At 46.7% G+C, this 14,957-nt stretch carries 16 protein-coding genes; 4 read left to right on the forward strand and 12 right to left on the reverse strand.

What is annotated here, in order from left to right; translation table 11 throughout:
- Window positions 1-85: 85 nt before the first annotated feature.
- The 3 genes from ABIE27_RS30170 to ABIE27_RS30180 form a co-directional block, all read right to left on the reverse strand.
- On the reverse strand, window positions 86-835 hold the full coding sequence (locus ABIE27_RS30170; protein ID WP_429352168.1) for a hypothetical protein: 750 nt from the start codon (window positions 833-835) through the stop codon (window positions 86-88).
- Window positions 825-1,931: a hypothetical protein gene (locus tag ABIE27_RS30175; RefSeq protein WP_429352169.1), complete on the reverse strand. Its 1,107-nt coding sequence runs from the start codon at window positions 1,929-1,931 to the stop codon at window positions 825-827. Before ABIE27_RS30175 ends, ABIE27_RS30170 begins: the two co-directional genes overlap by 11 nt.
- Before the next feature lie 66 nt (window positions 1,932-1,997).
- Entirely contained in the window at window positions 1,998-3,728 is a 1,731-nt protein-coding gene (locus ABIE27_RS30180; protein WP_429352170.1) for a DUF6138 family protein, read from the reverse strand.
- 457 nt (window positions 3,729-4,185) lie between these two features.
- Here ABIE27_RS30180 and ABIE27_RS30185 point away from each other — a divergent pair, with 457 nt between their 5' ends.
- The gene (locus ABIE27_RS30185) at window positions 4,186-4,464 is read left to right on the forward strand and encodes a hypothetical protein (protein WP_123065933.1); all 279 of its coding nucleotides are present in this window, start codon (window positions 4,186-4,188) and stop codon (window positions 4,462-4,464) included.
- Here the strand turns inward: ABIE27_RS30185 and ABIE27_RS30190 are convergent.
- From ABIE27_RS30190 to ABIE27_RS30215, 6 genes are all read right to left on the reverse strand, one after another.
- Window positions 4,436-4,624, reverse strand: a complete 189-nt coding sequence (locus tag ABIE27_RS30190; protein ID WP_429352171.1) for a Spo0E family sporulation regulatory protein-aspartic acid phosphatase — start codon at window positions 4,622-4,624, stop codon at window positions 4,436-4,438. The two genes, ABIE27_RS30185 and ABIE27_RS30190, sit on opposite strands and share 29 nt — an antisense overlap.
- Window positions 4,625-4,872: 248 nt before the next feature.
- Window positions 4,873-5,907: a hypothetical protein gene (locus ABIE27_RS30195; RefSeq protein ID WP_429352172.1), complete on the reverse strand. Its 1,035-nt coding sequence runs from the start codon at window positions 5,905-5,907 to the stop codon at window positions 4,873-4,875.
- A 67-nt stretch (window positions 5,908-5,974) separates the two neighbouring features.
- Complete coding sequence (locus ABIE27_RS30200) at window positions 5,975-6,973, reverse strand: hypothetical protein (RefSeq protein ID WP_429352173.1); 999 nt, start codon at window positions 6,971-6,973, stop codon at window positions 5,975-5,977.
- Entirely contained in the window at window positions 6,966-7,883 is a 918-nt protein-coding gene (locus ABIE27_RS30205; RefSeq protein WP_240037063.1) for a helix-turn-helix transcriptional regulator, read from the reverse strand. Before ABIE27_RS30205 ends, ABIE27_RS30200 begins: the two co-directional genes overlap by 8 nt.
- A gap of 137 nt (window positions 7,884-8,020) precedes the next feature.
- On the reverse strand, window positions 8,021-8,215 hold the full coding sequence (locus tag ABIE27_RS30210) for a hypothetical protein (RefSeq protein WP_429352174.1): 195 nt from the start codon (window positions 8,213-8,215) through the stop codon (window positions 8,021-8,023).
- Between the two features lie 176 nt (window positions 8,216-8,391).
- Complete coding sequence (locus ABIE27_RS30215) at window positions 8,392-8,718, reverse strand: ArsR/SmtB family transcription factor (RefSeq protein WP_123065939.1); 327 nt, start codon at window positions 8,716-8,718, stop codon at window positions 8,392-8,394.
- A gap of 204 nt (window positions 8,719-8,922) precedes the next feature.
- Between ABIE27_RS30215 and ABIE27_RS30220 the strand changes: the two genes are divergently transcribed.
- The gene (locus tag ABIE27_RS30220; protein WP_429352175.1) at window positions 8,923-10,290 is read left to right on the forward strand and encodes an MFS transporter; all 1,368 of its coding nucleotides are present in this window, start codon (window positions 8,923-8,925) and stop codon (window positions 10,288-10,290) included.
- A gap of 165 nt (window positions 10,291-10,455) precedes the next feature.
- Here ABIE27_RS30220 and ABIE27_RS30225 read toward each other — a convergent pair whose 3' ends face one another.
- The 3 genes from ABIE27_RS30225 to ABIE27_RS30235 form a co-directional block, all read right to left on the reverse strand.
- Window positions 10,456-10,908: a nuclear transport factor 2 family protein gene (locus tag ABIE27_RS30225; protein ID WP_123065941.1), complete on the reverse strand. Its 453-nt coding sequence runs from the start codon at window positions 10,906-10,908 to the stop codon at window positions 10,456-10,458.
- A 176-nt stretch (window positions 10,909-11,084) separates the two neighbouring features.
- A complete protein-coding gene (locus ABIE27_RS30230) occupies window positions 11,085-11,492 on the reverse strand; it encodes an Rrf2 family transcriptional regulator (protein ID WP_123065942.1) in 408 nt (135 codons plus the stop codon).
- A gap of 133 nt (window positions 11,493-11,625) precedes the next feature.
- A complete protein-coding gene (locus tag ABIE27_RS30235; RefSeq protein WP_123065943.1) occupies window positions 11,626-12,465 on the reverse strand; it encodes an AraC family transcriptional regulator in 840 nt (279 codons plus the stop codon).
- 118 nt (window positions 12,466-12,583) lie between these two features.
- On the opposite strand from ABIE27_RS30235, the gene ABIE27_RS30240 reads away from it, so the two are divergent.
- Both ABIE27_RS30240 and ABIE27_RS30245 read left to right on the forward strand, forming a co-directional pair.
- Window positions 12,584-13,588 (forward strand): Gfo/Idh/MocA family protein, encoded by a 1,005-nt coding sequence (locus tag ABIE27_RS30240; protein ID WP_123065944.1) that lies wholly within the window; start codon window positions 12,584-12,586, stop codon window positions 13,586-13,588.
- Between the two features lie 97 nt (window positions 13,589-13,685).
- Window positions 13,686-14,636 carry an aldo/keto reductase gene (locus tag ABIE27_RS30245; RefSeq protein ID WP_429352176.1) on the forward strand — a complete coding sequence of 317 codons (951 nt, stop codon included), beginning with the start codon at window positions 13,686-13,688 and terminating at the stop codon, window positions 14,634-14,636.
- The last annotated feature ends 321 nt before the right edge of the window (window positions 14,637-14,957 follow it).

Below are 14,957 nucleotides of genomic sequence, written 5' to 3' on the forward strand. Positions count from 1 at the left end.
TCATCACTATTCATTCCATATATGAAAAAAATTGACGAATCAAAAACGAGATGTTCGTCCAGCTCTACCGAATGGTTCCTTCTGTCTAGTGGCGATGACTGGTCATTCTGCCCAATACCTCAGGTTTATTCATGACTCGGCGCAGCCAGTAATACCGATGTAAGTCCATGACAAAGTGAAACACAACAAAGATAAGCATGTTATATACGCAAATCAAAATAACGACTACTGTCTGTTCTGTAACGAAAGCCAGTGAAATGTTAGCCATCAGGTATGCCCCTCCTGTAATCACGGCTATGACAGCGGTAGGCATCCTGAAGTTTTTGTCTATTTTGTTAGGCCGAGGCGACTGCTTTAATTTTTGTAAACGAAACCTCACATATTGAATTAAAGTAAATACATACACCACGAAAGAACCAATTACATACCATGCCGTTGTCATACCCAACGTCCCGTACGCAAACTTCTGTATAACCACCATAAAGCTGACTGAACACACAAGTCCAAAAACACCACGAAACAATACATAATTTAATTGAAGCCTGCGTGGAGCAATAATCAGAACGATGGCCCACAGGTTCATGATCGCTAATGGCGGCAAAAGAAGATACGCATAAAGAGATTGATATGGAGCACTAAAGATCGGAATAAGCAGAAATACATTCAGGAAAAACAGAACCAGCGTGCCGGCACTGAGCCGAATTCCATCGGATGCATAGGTTACCAGATAATCCTGGAACGTTTTCTCGGGATATGACGTCCCCTTATACATGACCACGCCAGTAGTAACATTTGTTTTATGTGCCGAAGGTTCGGAACGATGTTTATTCGTCATCCAATTTCACATCCGTCAGACGGATTACCCGGCGATAATACAACGCATCCATCAATTCCTCCCAATCCAGTTCATCCACATTCATATCCCGGAAAAATACCGAAGCAGCAGGCAGATAGCTAAGCAATGGCCCTGTTCCTCCACAGATCATAGCCCCACCATCTCCACCTTTCGGCATCACATCGTCATCCGCACCCAGCGTAAGCTCGTATTTATATGGATCTCCGGCAAACTGTATACCAAAGAAATTCGGCAATTCCAGATCATACAGATGATGATTTGCTCCAGTTGGCGAGAAAGCACTCGGTTCTGTATGTGTATCTGCCCCTGTATTAACGTCTGTATCTGTTTCTGAATTAACAGGCGCCTGGTCAAACTGATCTTGACTTTGAGGCTTCCCCAAATGTCTTAATCTCATTGTATAGTCAAAGCTGTCTCCCCAAGGGAATAACGTGCGACATCCTCCCCCATAGATATACTCCCACTCGTCTTCCGTCAACAAACTAAATCCAGCAGCTGCTTCTTCCCTTACAATGTCCTCCAGCTCGATCCCTTCATTAAACCAGAGAATTCGAACCTCTCCTTGGTCTTGAATCAGTTTAAATTCCAGATGAAGTTCATATTCATTCAGCCCCGATTCCTTGAATTCGGCTAAGGCCTTAGGAAAATCTTCATGCTCCTGGGCAAACGCTTCTTCCTCGGTTACTTCAATCCACCCCAGTGAGATGGTCTCACACTCCACAAGCATCGGGGCAATGTTAACGACTCGCACAGGTGACATCTGACTGGCAAGGAACGATTGTACATCCTCAATCCCGTAACTGCTTGCAGTTTCGTGCAGATCAGCAGTCGTTTGCTCATCCATTCCGTGATGCCACTTTTCCCAACCTAATGTTACCTGATCACCTGGAACAAATACGAATCGCTGTTCATCGTGTGTAAATACTCCGGTCTGAGTCCGCTGTCCATATCGTTCAAACGTCTGCAATCCCTCATACTGCATCCCTTCAGGCAGTTGAAGCGCAATGCGTTGCATCCATTCCTGCTTGTCCTGCTCAGACAGCCCCTGCCAGACGGTTCTCGTTAATGCTTCCATCTCCATCCACCTCTCACCAAGCTCATTTATTTACTCATTTATTTAATAGAGTGAACTGATCGATCGTCACCCACCTGCAGCCTGAGCTAATCGCAGTAACGATTCTTTTCGTTTCCCCTCCGCTTTGCGTGCCAGTGCAACCAGTTTCTCTACCTTGCCAAAAATCGGGTAGAGCACACGCTGAACATCATATGACTCCAGTTCCTGAACCTGTTCCAGCAGCCACTCAAGCTTCTCGTCCTGCTCGAACTCCGGCAGCAACTTGAGCTTCAGTCCATCCGTTGAACGGCACAAGCTCTGAACGAGGACTGACACTGAGTCTGCTGTTACCCCATATTTATCGGCAAAAGCAACAATAAATTTGTCCTGAATCATCTGATGTTCATCATCGACCTGCCCCATATAATCGTGAATCAGAGGAAAATACTGCTCGCTCGTAAGTCCAAGCCCAAAGGCTGCATAACTTCCAGGCATCCCACTCTTCTCCCCTTCCGTATCTGCATAAAACTCAAATTCCTGGATGGCTGCTCGTGCGTATTGTTCCAGAAATGAATGCAGCTCAGGATATTCTAAAGCATTTGCAAAGAACCGGTGTGTATCTGATTTGGCAAGTCCTTTGATTGGCAGATACTGTTTTACTTTGGATTTCAGTTTGATGTGATAACCCTTGGGGAACCCCTGCTCCAGCAAACGAATAATAAAGGCTATCGCCTGTTGATATGCTCCTGGTCCTTCCTGATGTATCTGAATCGTTATCCTCGCAAAAACATCATTGGCCTGGCATTCCACCTGCTCCGTTTTAACATACGTATCTTCCGGCTTATATGTACCGCTGCCCTCAGTCAACATCCGTTCCGCCTGCTCACTGCCGAGCTGCTTGGCCAGTTCCAGAAATTTAAGTCCCCTTGGCTTGCTGTAACTGGGTTCGAAACGCAGAATCATCACCGCTGCATAGAGCAGCAGATCTATAGGGTGCGAATCCTCAGCCTGATCCTGATTCATACCTATTTCGATGTCCTTATCCTGCCCATCCAGCTTCTGACCAGACTTCAAAGTGTATTCATTTTCCCGATAATCTGAAATCTGCACGTCAAAATACTGAGGTAAAAATTGCCGTTCTGCCCACAATGTCAAGGCATAAATGATCGTATGACGGTGCTCGGCGAGAGCATCCTTCCGCTCCCGATTTAACGTTTGAATCCGTTCATATTGTCTGATGATCCATGCCGCATCCATGGATGGAAACAACACGGGATCAAGCAGATATTTTGCCAAAAAAGTCGTTTCAAGCGGTTTGGTCGGGTACACACCATTCTCCAGTTTTTGCTCCGTATACGTCCGAATGCGTTCCAGCAGCCGCTGTCTTTTCTCTTCGTTGATGTATTCCAGCAGCGTCAGCTTCAGCATCCCGTCCCTCGTAGGAAACTTTCCTCTAAACGTAAACCGGTAATCAATCAGCGGTGTATCTGCCCATTCGGCCAATTTTTCCTGAACCACTTCAACCAGCCTTGGCTGGATTTCGGTGCGTACCATTTCTTCTGTAAACCGGATCGTCTGCGTCGATAGTGAACCTTCATCCCATCCCATATCCAGGCTATCCACGATCGTTCTTCCCGGCTTGTACAAAACAAAAATATCATCAAATATGCCCATCTGCAGTTTCGTTCGTTGGATCGTCTGCTCTAAATCCGTACGTGCCGTTTGCTCATCAAACCATTCATGAATGGCCTGAATCATCTCTTCCAAAGCTTGTTCCAATGCGGCTGTCATTCTATCTCCTGCCTTTCCGTAAAACATGTTGTATGTACTCCTGTTCTAAAACCACGATGGCTTCTATCTCAAACTGCTTAAGCAGTCTGTATATTGAATGATAAAATACGCATTAACGTTCGCATTCCACCTATATTTTACACGCTTCGTCATACTCGCAACAATAAGTCTTACGCACGGTTGTCCCCTACTTGATCCTGATCAAGAGTCTCTTCTCTGACGTGAAACTTCGGAGGAAGCACAAAAAAAACACCGAAATGAGATGTCAGCAGCCTCGTTTCAGTGTATTTATGAAATAGCCCATAGCCTTATCGGACTTTCGTACGATTACATAACGACTAAACTCCTATCACTTAAAAAAACAGAAATCATTCATGTTATAAAATATTAAGGCCATGTATGATATAGCTATCCCTAAATTTTAACAGACGCTATATAATGTAAATAGATATTGCATACCACACTTATGAAGGAGGATCCAATGATGAAGTTGACAGAACAAGGTGTGTTAGTGCTTGAAGAAAAGGATATTGACTATATGCACTGCTACCGTGATCGAGATGGACTAAGGTTTGATGACTCATTTCTCTATTTCTTAGAATTTCAAAAAATAACACTCTCTGAAGGCGATGTCCGAACGATTCACTTTCAGTTTGACAAAGAAGAAATGCCGCTCTACGAAGAACGCGGACGACTTATTTCGGAGGTTCAGTCAGCTGTTCGTACACTTGACCCTAGCTATGATGGTTCGTTCGTGAAATGAAGCGTTTGGCATCGTTATACTCATTAATTAATTCATCCAGCACCATCGACTGACGAATGACTTCTGGATGTTGCAGACTCGTATATTGGTTTGCCATCTGGTAAAGTCTCAGCCTTGCGTTTTCGATACATTCCTGAAGGGTTTCCGGGTTCCGTACCATCGTTCTGCCCCCATTCATTCCTTGAATTCATCATCCAAATAAGACCATATATTATAATATTCGGAATGAAGCAGGATTCAGATTACCTTTATTTCAAATTTTATATATTATTTTTATAAAAGCAGCATTTATCCTTATTGAGTTCGAAACTCGAATGATATGCAAAAAAGACACCAGATTGGCTTATCGCCTTTCTGGTGTCTAACATGTCTAGATGTACAGCTTATTCGATTTTAAAGCATCGTGTGTTATCTGAGCCCAATATCCGAGCAGCGATTGTTGATCGTTTCAGAGAAAGCATCCTTAATCGCATCAATAGCAGCTTGTTCCGTATCACCTGCGCTCCGAATAAGTGAACTAACTCGATGTACACTTCCAGGTTCCCTTGCGTCCCATGCCGCGGAATTATCCAGCACTTCAACAATAGATACATAGAGATCCGCAAGCTGTGTGTATTGTACAATCACTTGATCCATATGCGGCGATAAATGTTCAAGCGCTCTGACATATGAGGCCATCTCCCCTCTTGTACAAGCATAATAGCGAAGCACCATTGCCGCCTGATTGCACTCATAGTTTCCAGACTGCAGCACATCCGCAACCGCGGTGTATGCGGCAGAACCGCAAGCGTAATCTTGCGCTGGCAGAATATAGTCGTGCGTTTCCCATTTGCATACAGCCTGGATTAACGACTCCTTGCATACCTCCCACATATCGATGGATTGATGAGCTTCCAACACTTGATAATACCAATAGGGTGAGTTATTCTGGCCGACTAAGGAATAGGGTAAACGAAGCACGTCAGGGTCATCTCCTGTGCAGAAAAATAGGACTTCCTCGTCATCGTCATATCCGACAACAACAACAAATTGATCATGCCATAACACCGCCCCGGTTCCCCCATCAATCGAGGCCTTGATATCGCGCAGTGCCTGCTTCTGATAGAGCGGAAACGTCGGTTCAAAGGAAAAACCGGCAGCCTGACTCGCTGCCACTCCGATAAAATCAGCAGCAACAAAGTTCTCTGCCATCCAGTTATAGGCCGAGATGGATTCTGTCGTCAGACGACGGTCCACCACGAAACGAAAAAGACTTGCTGTCATGCCTGCAATCATATAACGCGGAAGATGTGTCCACTTTTTGTGTAACAAAATAGGATATAACGCATCTGCATAGGTGCCTGTTGCATATCGCCATGTATCCGTGTTCATGATTCCCGCATTGGTCTGAGGTAGTCGTTGAATTAAATCAGCTAAATCAGTCAATAACCTCATTTTTTTCATACTTTGAGCCCCATTCCTACATCCATTCTGCCTTCCTTTTCTTCATCGTACCTCTGCATCCCCAATTCTACCGTGCGGAGTGTGTGCCCCAGCGGGGTACCGTAGATCGTTTACGATCCGCATACTGCGCTGATATGTTACGAAAAGAATCTACCGCCTGCTCTTCGAGTAACTTCGCCTGTTCAAGACACTGTGCTAGTTGCTCATTGGCATCCTCCCGCAGCGCAAGCCCGTGTTCTCCCCGTACCAGAAGTGCTCTCATCTGCTGGATCAGTTCAGCAATCTGGTTATAACGCATCCATGCCTGCTCCAGTTCAGTCCATAAGCCGCGAACATCATGTAAATACATTCGAATCTCGGTACGCGATTGGCAGTACGAATCCAGAAGATAAGCTGCTCCTGAAGCATCGTAATCTCCAGAGCGTAGTGCTTCAATCCAAACGTCATATGCCAGACGGCCGGAAGCTATATTTTGATCAGGCAGCAAACGGTACGGAATATCCCAATCCTGGGTGGCAAGCCGCAAAGACTCAAGCACCATCTCCTGCTCTGTAAGCTGCACCTGATCACCAAAGATCTGGCAGTACCAGAAACCGGTGAAATTCAATCCGAAATTATCATACAGCAAAATATGTGGCTCTTTGCTCCAGCCATCCTGCACATAAAAGACCCGATCTGCATCATCATATCCATAAATGACACCAAATTCGGGAATCCAGTAAATGACGCCTTTTCCTTCATCCAGGCTACGCTTGACCCAATTCACAGCATCTTGATGATAATAAGCAAATGTCGGATGGCGACTGCGTCCCCCGTCATATATTGTAAATAGGCCAAGATTATCGATTCCGCCTTGATGAGCCACTCCCCACTGTCCGTAAGCCGTTACCGACATCGGTAGTAATCTCTTATGAACGGACAATTTAAAGGCCATGCCGGTATACCCAGCAAGCATATACTTCTCACCCTGGAATTGACCTGAATGCGTTAATATGGCATGCAAGCTATCCACAAATGACTTCGACTCCCGTGTCATCACCAGATGCCCCAGCATGTTCTCAGCCATCCTGTTCTCCCCCGTTCGTTCCCCTGCTCAGCCGCTCTGTCATTTCTTCTACCCGCTTCATCAGCTTGCGTCTGAGCCATCCAGGGGAGAGTAGTTCCTCCCACTCCGCAGCATACAGATGTTGCAAGAATACGTCCGCATCGTAAAATTCAATCAAGCAGACCTGATCCTTTTGCTCCCGAATCCGGTACCCTTGCCACAGCTCCGATTGCTGTATTTCACGGAAACGAATCTCAGCCACAAAAGGTTTTCGCACAGGCAATGTATCCTCCCAGCTACTGATCCATGTATCCTGGCTGCATTCAAAGCGTTCGTCCAGCAGCGTCAGCTGCACGATGCTTTCCAGCCGAATCGCTGTCTGTTGCAGCGGGTCTGTCTCATACCCCACTACGTAGTCTGCATTAAACTGCGAGGTCATCTTCACAGGACAAAAGGTCCTCTGATGCTCCCCCTCGTGATCCTTGTAATAGATATGTACCTTTCGTGCATCAGCGGTGGCATGGGTTAACAATTCAAACCATTGAAGTTGCCTTGGCTGTGCCGCAAACACCGGGAACTGCTGTTTTTCAGACGGATGCTCCTCCATTGTAAAACGTTCCAGCAAATGCGCTACCCGCTTCACCGCATCCGATTGATCATAGTTATAATGCTGATACCGATGAGCCAGATATTTCAGAACACGCTGCTCCTCATCCGTCATATATAAATGCGGCAGGCGGAATGTCTGATCCTCGTAACAATACCCTCGATACTTGGCTACATACATTAATGGGGCTCTGAGGGTATTTAGCATATATTCTATATCACGCTGCGCCTGTCGCCGAGATATCTCGAATTGTTGTGCTAGACCACCGCTATTCGGAAAACGCCCGCTTCGAATCTGTTCATCAAACCAATGAATCCGATGCATACTACTCAAGCGATTTCACCTCCCGAATCATTCCAACGTTTATTCCTGTATTATATCAAAAGGACATAGCCTGTTCCGAAGAACAGGCCATGAAAGGTTATCCGTATACATTTCCTTACGTGATTTGTCTTTCAGTTCTACACATTTGCCTCTGCCAGATCTACTCTGGACTGCACAGCTTTGGAGCATTTTTTACAAACTTTCAGACTCGTACCATCTGTTTTCGTCTGCGTATACAACAATTTGATTCGTGTACTCTGGCATATTGGACATGTTCCCCGTCCTCTGGACGGAAGACTCCACAGAACGCGACCTCTTTTCGTTTTAGCCAATGATTGTGAACCTCTTTTCAATAGGGTTTATGTGTTTTTGTTCACCATCATTATAGAGGCATTGGGACGACATAGAATGTCGCATCAGGAGCAATCTTTTATCAAGTCAATATGGAGTCATTCATTCGCATCTATCCAAAAAAAAATGCCCCCTCTTCTTATCGAAGAAAGGACAATTATTCAGCCGATTCTGTGCTTGTCTGTGCTGCAGCTTGGAGAAGAGGTTGTAGCAACCCTGGAAATCGCTCTTCCAGATCCTCCGACCGCAATGTAATAAAATGCTGTGTACCCTGTACTCGGACTCGTATGACACCCGCCTCACGTAATGTACGAATATGGTGCGACATCGTAGATTTCACAACACGAGCATGAAAATGACTACACGGCTGCTCCCCGCTTCTAGCCGCTTCTGCCACTATTCCCAGCCGTGTTGGGTCGCTGAGTGCATAAAGCACTGAAGAAAGCTCGATATCCCCCACTTGAGGATGATGTAAAATTTTCATAGGGAAGTCTCCTTTTTTAAGACTATGCATTGTATTCTAACATACATCCATGATATATTTCTAATGTTCGACACCAATCGAACTTATAAATTTCGCATGCATCCCTTGTTGTGAAACACAGGGGCTGACATTATACACCATTTTGCAAATGTTACACACCGTTTCTGAAATGTTGCGAAATACACATCATGATAGGAGGTTTTTATGAACAACACGGCTACGGCAACTCCGATGGAACGGACTAGCATACGAGAAGGATTAATTGTGGCCTTACTTGGCTTCACCGTTGTGCTCGTTGTGATGAACACGATGATGTTTAATCTGGCTCTGCCCAAAATTGCGGCTGAATTCAAGCTGACCTCTGTCGCTTCGTCCTGGATTGTTACGGGTTATTCCATCGTATTTGCGATTTCCTCGATTACATTCTCCCGTTTATCCGATTTTGTGCCGATACGCAACCTGTTTACTACCGGGCTTACGTTGCTTGGAACTGCATCCGTATTGGGTTTCTTCAGTGATCACTTCATTGTTCTGCTCGTTGCCCGTCTGGTTCAGGCCGCAGGCGCAGCTTCCGTTCCGGGACTCGCGATTGTGCTGATTACTCGTTACATTCCGAATGACCGCCGGGGTAAATCCATGGCCGTCATCATGTCTGCCAGTTCGCTGGGACTCGGACTCGGCCCGGTGCTTGGCGGCAGCATTACTCAGTTTTTAGGATGGCATGATCTGTTTATCGTCACAGGTTTGGCGCTATTTTTGATTCCTGTTTTTTATAAACTGTTACCGCGAGAAACGCCGCAAAAGGGTTCCTTCGACATGCTCGGCGCAGTCTTGCTTGCCATCGGTACAACCGGGATTCTGTTATTCCTGACTTCGCGTCAGGTCATTACACTCATCATCGGGGTGAGCGCACTGCTGCTGTTCTGGTTCCGCATTCGCCGTGCAGCTGACCCGTTTGTGCAGCCCGCATTATTCAAAGACAAAAAATATATGATCCTCAGCTCGCTGGGTATTGTATCTTACATTAATAACTTCGCCACATTGTTTCTGCTTCCGCAGGTTTTGGCACATCTCTATGGACTGACACCCGCACAATCAGGACTTGTCATCTTCCCAGGTGCGCTTGTGTCGATGCTATTGTCCAACCGCATTGGGCGTATGATTGATCGTCATGGCAATACGTTGCTGCTGAAGTTTGCACCTTGGCTGCTCCTGGTGGCTGCTGGACTGTTTGCTCTGTTTGCAGATCAAAGCATCTATGCCATCATGGTTGTATACATGCTGCTCAGCGTTGGTTTCTCTTCCTTGACGACCAGCGTATCCAACGAATTGTCGGGCAATCTGTCCATGGATCAAGTGGGCGCAGGCATGGGACTGTTCCAGCTCAGTCAATTTTTCAGCGGTGCATTCAGCGTAGCCGTAACCGGGGTTGCTTTGACCGCGATGCAGAACATGCAGCTATCTTCAGCGTATAGCTTCATTTTCTGGGGTATGACTGCGGTTGGCATCGCTTCGGTTATCTTTTCGCAAATCTATCTGAGAATGCAGTCACGGAAACATAAGGTCGCCTAATTCTAAACAGATTGAGCAAGCCAGAAGGTACTGTCATCCGACAGGACTTCTGGTTTTTTTATTTTCTCGGGGTGATTTTGATATCATCGATAAAAGGAAAATAAACAAAAGAGCCTGATCATGATCAGACTCTCCACGTAAAATGTATAATCATTTAGCGGTTGTTTATTCAAACAGATCCAGGCGCAGACGTTTCAAGCTGGTATGCTGAATGCGCCACTGTCCATCGATCTTGACAAATGTTTCGTGATAATGCCCAAATCCGTGGAAGGATTTGTTCTCATTGCCTTCCGGGAACGTCACCCAGTCCTCCATCGGAGAAATGACCTTCGCTTCGGTCGCAGATACGAACTCCACCTCTGCACTATGTACATGATGCACAGTTACCGCCGGGTCTACAAGGTCACGGAACACTTGTACAATCGTGTCACGTCCAGTCAGAACGGGAATCGGATTGCCTTCCGTACTGAAATCAGCAACGGCATCCGGGGCAAATACATCACCGAGTTCGTCCCAAGCTTTCGTATCAATATAGCGGCAATAACGCGCCTTGGTATTTCTAATATTTTCGAGTGCAAGCAGTTGCTCCAGTTCCGTCATCGTCGTCGTTTGGCTCATGTGTTTGTTTTCCCTCCAGAGGTGTAAGATGCGATTAAGTATGTATTTATAGTATCTTCCTTATTGTAGCATTGCCCTTCTGTCAGGCACAACGCCAAACCAAGTGAGAAACCCAAAAACATTACCCAATCTTACTGGAATAGAAACATACAAGAGCCACACTAGAGCGGTAAAGACTATAGCGAATGAGCTTCCCTCATCTGGGATGCCAGTTCTGACATTTTTTTGTGATGCAAGAAATTTTCCATCTCTTCCTCAGCCTGAACCATAACCTGCTGGATTAAACACGCTGCATTATGATTCTGTGAGCATTCAAACAAGGAAGCCTTGCCTTCGATAGCATGAATGATTTCAAGAAAAGAAGGATCAGGGTTCCTGCGGCTCAGTCGATAACCGCCATTCGCACCGGAGGTGGATTCAATCATGCCAGCCTTGACCAGTTTAGTTAGTATTTTGGATAGGTACGTTGGAGAGACTTTCTGAAATTCAGCCAACTGATGTACGCTGATCAGCTGCTCAGGCGCAGTGCTAACCAGATATAACATCGTGTGCAGCGCATAGTTGGTCGCTTTGGAATATTTCATGAGAGGACACCTCATTATATACGGATTTAATTTATCCATAATAGACCTGATTGAAGGCTCTGTCAAACGAATGTACATGAGAGTTACAAGGTAGATGGCTCTGCCGGAAGATTGCTTCATCCATTTTTCTTCCTTATTTATGGTACAACCCACGGTAATCGGTAGGTGTCATGCCCTCATGCGCCATAAACTGACGGTTAAAATAACTAGCATTGGGATATCCCGCTTCCTCTGCAATCTGCCCAATGTTGGCCGACGGGCGTTCAAGCAGCCATTGCTTGGCCATCTGAAGCCGTGAACGTGTGATAAACTCCATTGGCGTCATCTCTACGGCATTCTTGAATATTTTGCAAAAATAATACGTACTTACCCCTGCCCGATCCGCCCAGTCTTGTAACAGAAAAGGCTCACACGCCTCCTGCTGCATCTGCGGCAATAGAGAGAGTACTCGGCTCTCCGTTTTACTCGTGGTACGTGTGTTCTTGAGTGGCACCGCATGTTGTACAAATTCCGCCAGCAAAGCATAGGTCAACGTGGATAACTGGGCTGGACGAAGCATCCGGTTCTGTTCCACCTCTTCAAGCAGCGCCAGATGAGCGTCTTCCCAAGAATTGCGCTGTCTCAATGTCCATAAAAGGTTGCGGTGCAAGCCCCGCTCCAGCATATAATCATGCAGCCGTTCCCCGTAAAAATGAACCCAGCGCACATCCCACGGTTCATCTTCGCTACTGTAATAGTGCTGCCGCTGATGCGGGAAATAAAGCACCGCTTGACCTGCCCTGAGCTCATGCACTACCCCATCCGCTTCCACGTATCCTTTACCTGCTGCAACATAGTGAATGTTAAAATTGCCCAGTACCCCTGCCTCCCGCAATACGGCGTGCTCCGCATGATTTGTATAATGTCCAACGGACTCGGGGTAACAGAAATAGGGGATATCCTGCAGCGTCAGCAATACGGTTTGTCTCATCACGGTTGGTTCACTCCATTAAGCAATATTGTGTTAATTCAATTCAATATATTATCATTTTAATTCATTCATCTATTCTTTATAATCACAATATACATTCAATTACAGGAGGAAACAAGTTATGAATTCTGTTCAAAAGTTACGCTGGGGCATTCTCGGCAGCGCCAACATTGCGATAGGTTCCGTTATTCCTGGCTTGCAGCAATCGGAGTTGAACGAGGTTACCGCTATTGCCAGCCGTGATCTCGATAAAGCACAGCAAACCGCTGATAAACTAGGAATTGAAAAGGCTTACGGAAGTTATGAAGCCATTTTAGAAGATGATTCAATTGATGCCGTTTACATTCCACTTCCGAATCATCTGCACCGGGAATGGACGATTCGCGCAGCACAGGCTGGCAAACATATTTTATGCGAAAAACCACTCGCTCTCACGGAAAAAGAAGCGCTTGAGATGGTTGAAGCTTGTGCAGATGCAGGCGTGCATCTGGCTGAAGCATTTATGTACCGCCATCATCCGCGTTATGACCAGATTCGGGAGATTATAGCCAGCGGCGAGATTGGTGAAATTCGTGGCATCCACAGTACATTTTCGTTTAACAATTCCGGTTCATCCGGCAATGTACGTTTCCGTAAGGAATGGGGTGGCGGCGCGCTGTACGATATCGGCTGTTATTCCATTAGTGCGGCTCGCCTTCTGCTGGGACAGGAGCCGAAGGCGGTAACCGTTATCGGTATGTTCTCACCAGAGCATGATCAGGTGGATATGATGGCTTCCGGGTTGCTTGAATTCGATAACCATGTTGGCGTTACGTTTGACAGCAGTATGTGGGCAGCCTTCCGTAATACGCTGGAGGTGCTTGGATCTGACGGTATTATCGAAGTCCCTTCTGCTTATATCGCTCGTACAGACAGCAGCTCTAACTTCTATGTTACGGCAGGCGGTGAACGCCGTGAAGTTGAGGTGCAACAGGTCAATCATTATGCACTACAAGGTGACGATATGGCTCGCGCTGTACTTCAGGGCAAAGAGCTTCGTTTCGCTCCTTCGGATGCGGCAGCCAATATGAAAGTCCTTGAAGCTTGTCTTCGCTCGGCAGAAGAACGTACACGAATTACGCTGTGAGGCGCGAACTAGAGACCATATGCTCTACAAGAAATTGCAAAGAACGGTAAAACTTCAAAACGAATTGTACCCTTATATAAGAGAGGACGGTTTATCTATGGAATCCATTGAAATCGCTGGTGCTGGGAAAAAAGTCTCCCGACTAATCAAAGGAACAGATTATTTCTTCCATGATACGTATGAGAAAGCTGCAACAAATCTGGATGCATTTCTGGCGATCGGCGGTAACACGGTGGATACAGCGCACATCTATTGCGGCGGACAGAGCGAAGAGGTACTGGGGCGATATATGAAGGAACGCGGCAATCGCGACCAGATGGTGATTCTCACCAAAGGGGCACATCATGACCAGAACGGACCTCGCGTGAACGCCGATGCAATTCGCAAAGACCTAAATCAAAGTCTGGAGCGGTTGCAGACGGATCATGTCGAGCTGTACGCACTGCATCGGGATGATCCCAACATGCCTGTCGCTGCCATTCTGGAGGCACTGAACGAGCACATCGAATCTGGAAAAATCGGCGCCATCGGCGCCTCCAACTGGACTTGGCAGCGGTTAGAAGAAGCTAACGCTTATGCCGCCTCCCACGGTCTGAAAGGATTCACGTTCAGCAGCCCGAACCTCAGTCTCGCCAAAGCGAACGAGCCATTCTGGGCAGGCTGTGTATCAGCAGATGCCGAAACGCTCGCATGGCATGAGCAATCACAACTGCCGCTTCTGTCCTGGTCTTCCCAGGCTCGTGGTTTCTTTACTGGTCGATTCACACCTGAGGTACGCGACAATGCGGACTTGGTACGCGTATTCTACAGCGATGGCAACTGGGAACGACTACGTCGTGCCGGGGAATTGGCTGCATCCAAGAATACAACGGCGATTCAGATCGCCTTGGCCTATGTATTGAATCAGTCCTTCCCAACCTGTGCCTTAATTGGTGCACAAAATCAAGCAGAGTTGCTCTCCTGTGACGAAGGCTCCCGCATCACACTTACGCCAGAAGAGATCGCCTGGATCGATCTCGCGAGTGAGGTTAAGCCAGCAGGTGTCTGAGGATCACACCCTGAAGTTCTAAACTTTTCTGAATGCAAAAAAACAGATCATGAAATAAACCACAAATATCAAGCTAAAAAACGGGATCAAGGTCACGGAATTTCCGCCTTGTCCCGTTTTTTTCATAGCTGTGCAACTGAACTAATGTAGGGACGTCAGATAAACGGCGTGCTCCAAGCAGCTGAACGTTAGCTTGGGCCTGCTGTTTTGGGCAATTTCACCTCAAAACCGCAACCGCAACCGCAACCGCAACCGCAACCGCAACCGCAACCGCAACCGCAACCGCAACCGCAACCGCAACCGCAACCGCAACCGCAACCG

The organism is Paenibacillus sp. 4624, from assembly GCF_050435065.1.
GTDB lineage: Bacteria > Bacillota > Bacilli > Paenibacillales > Paenibacillaceae > Paenibacillus > Paenibacillus amylolyticus_D.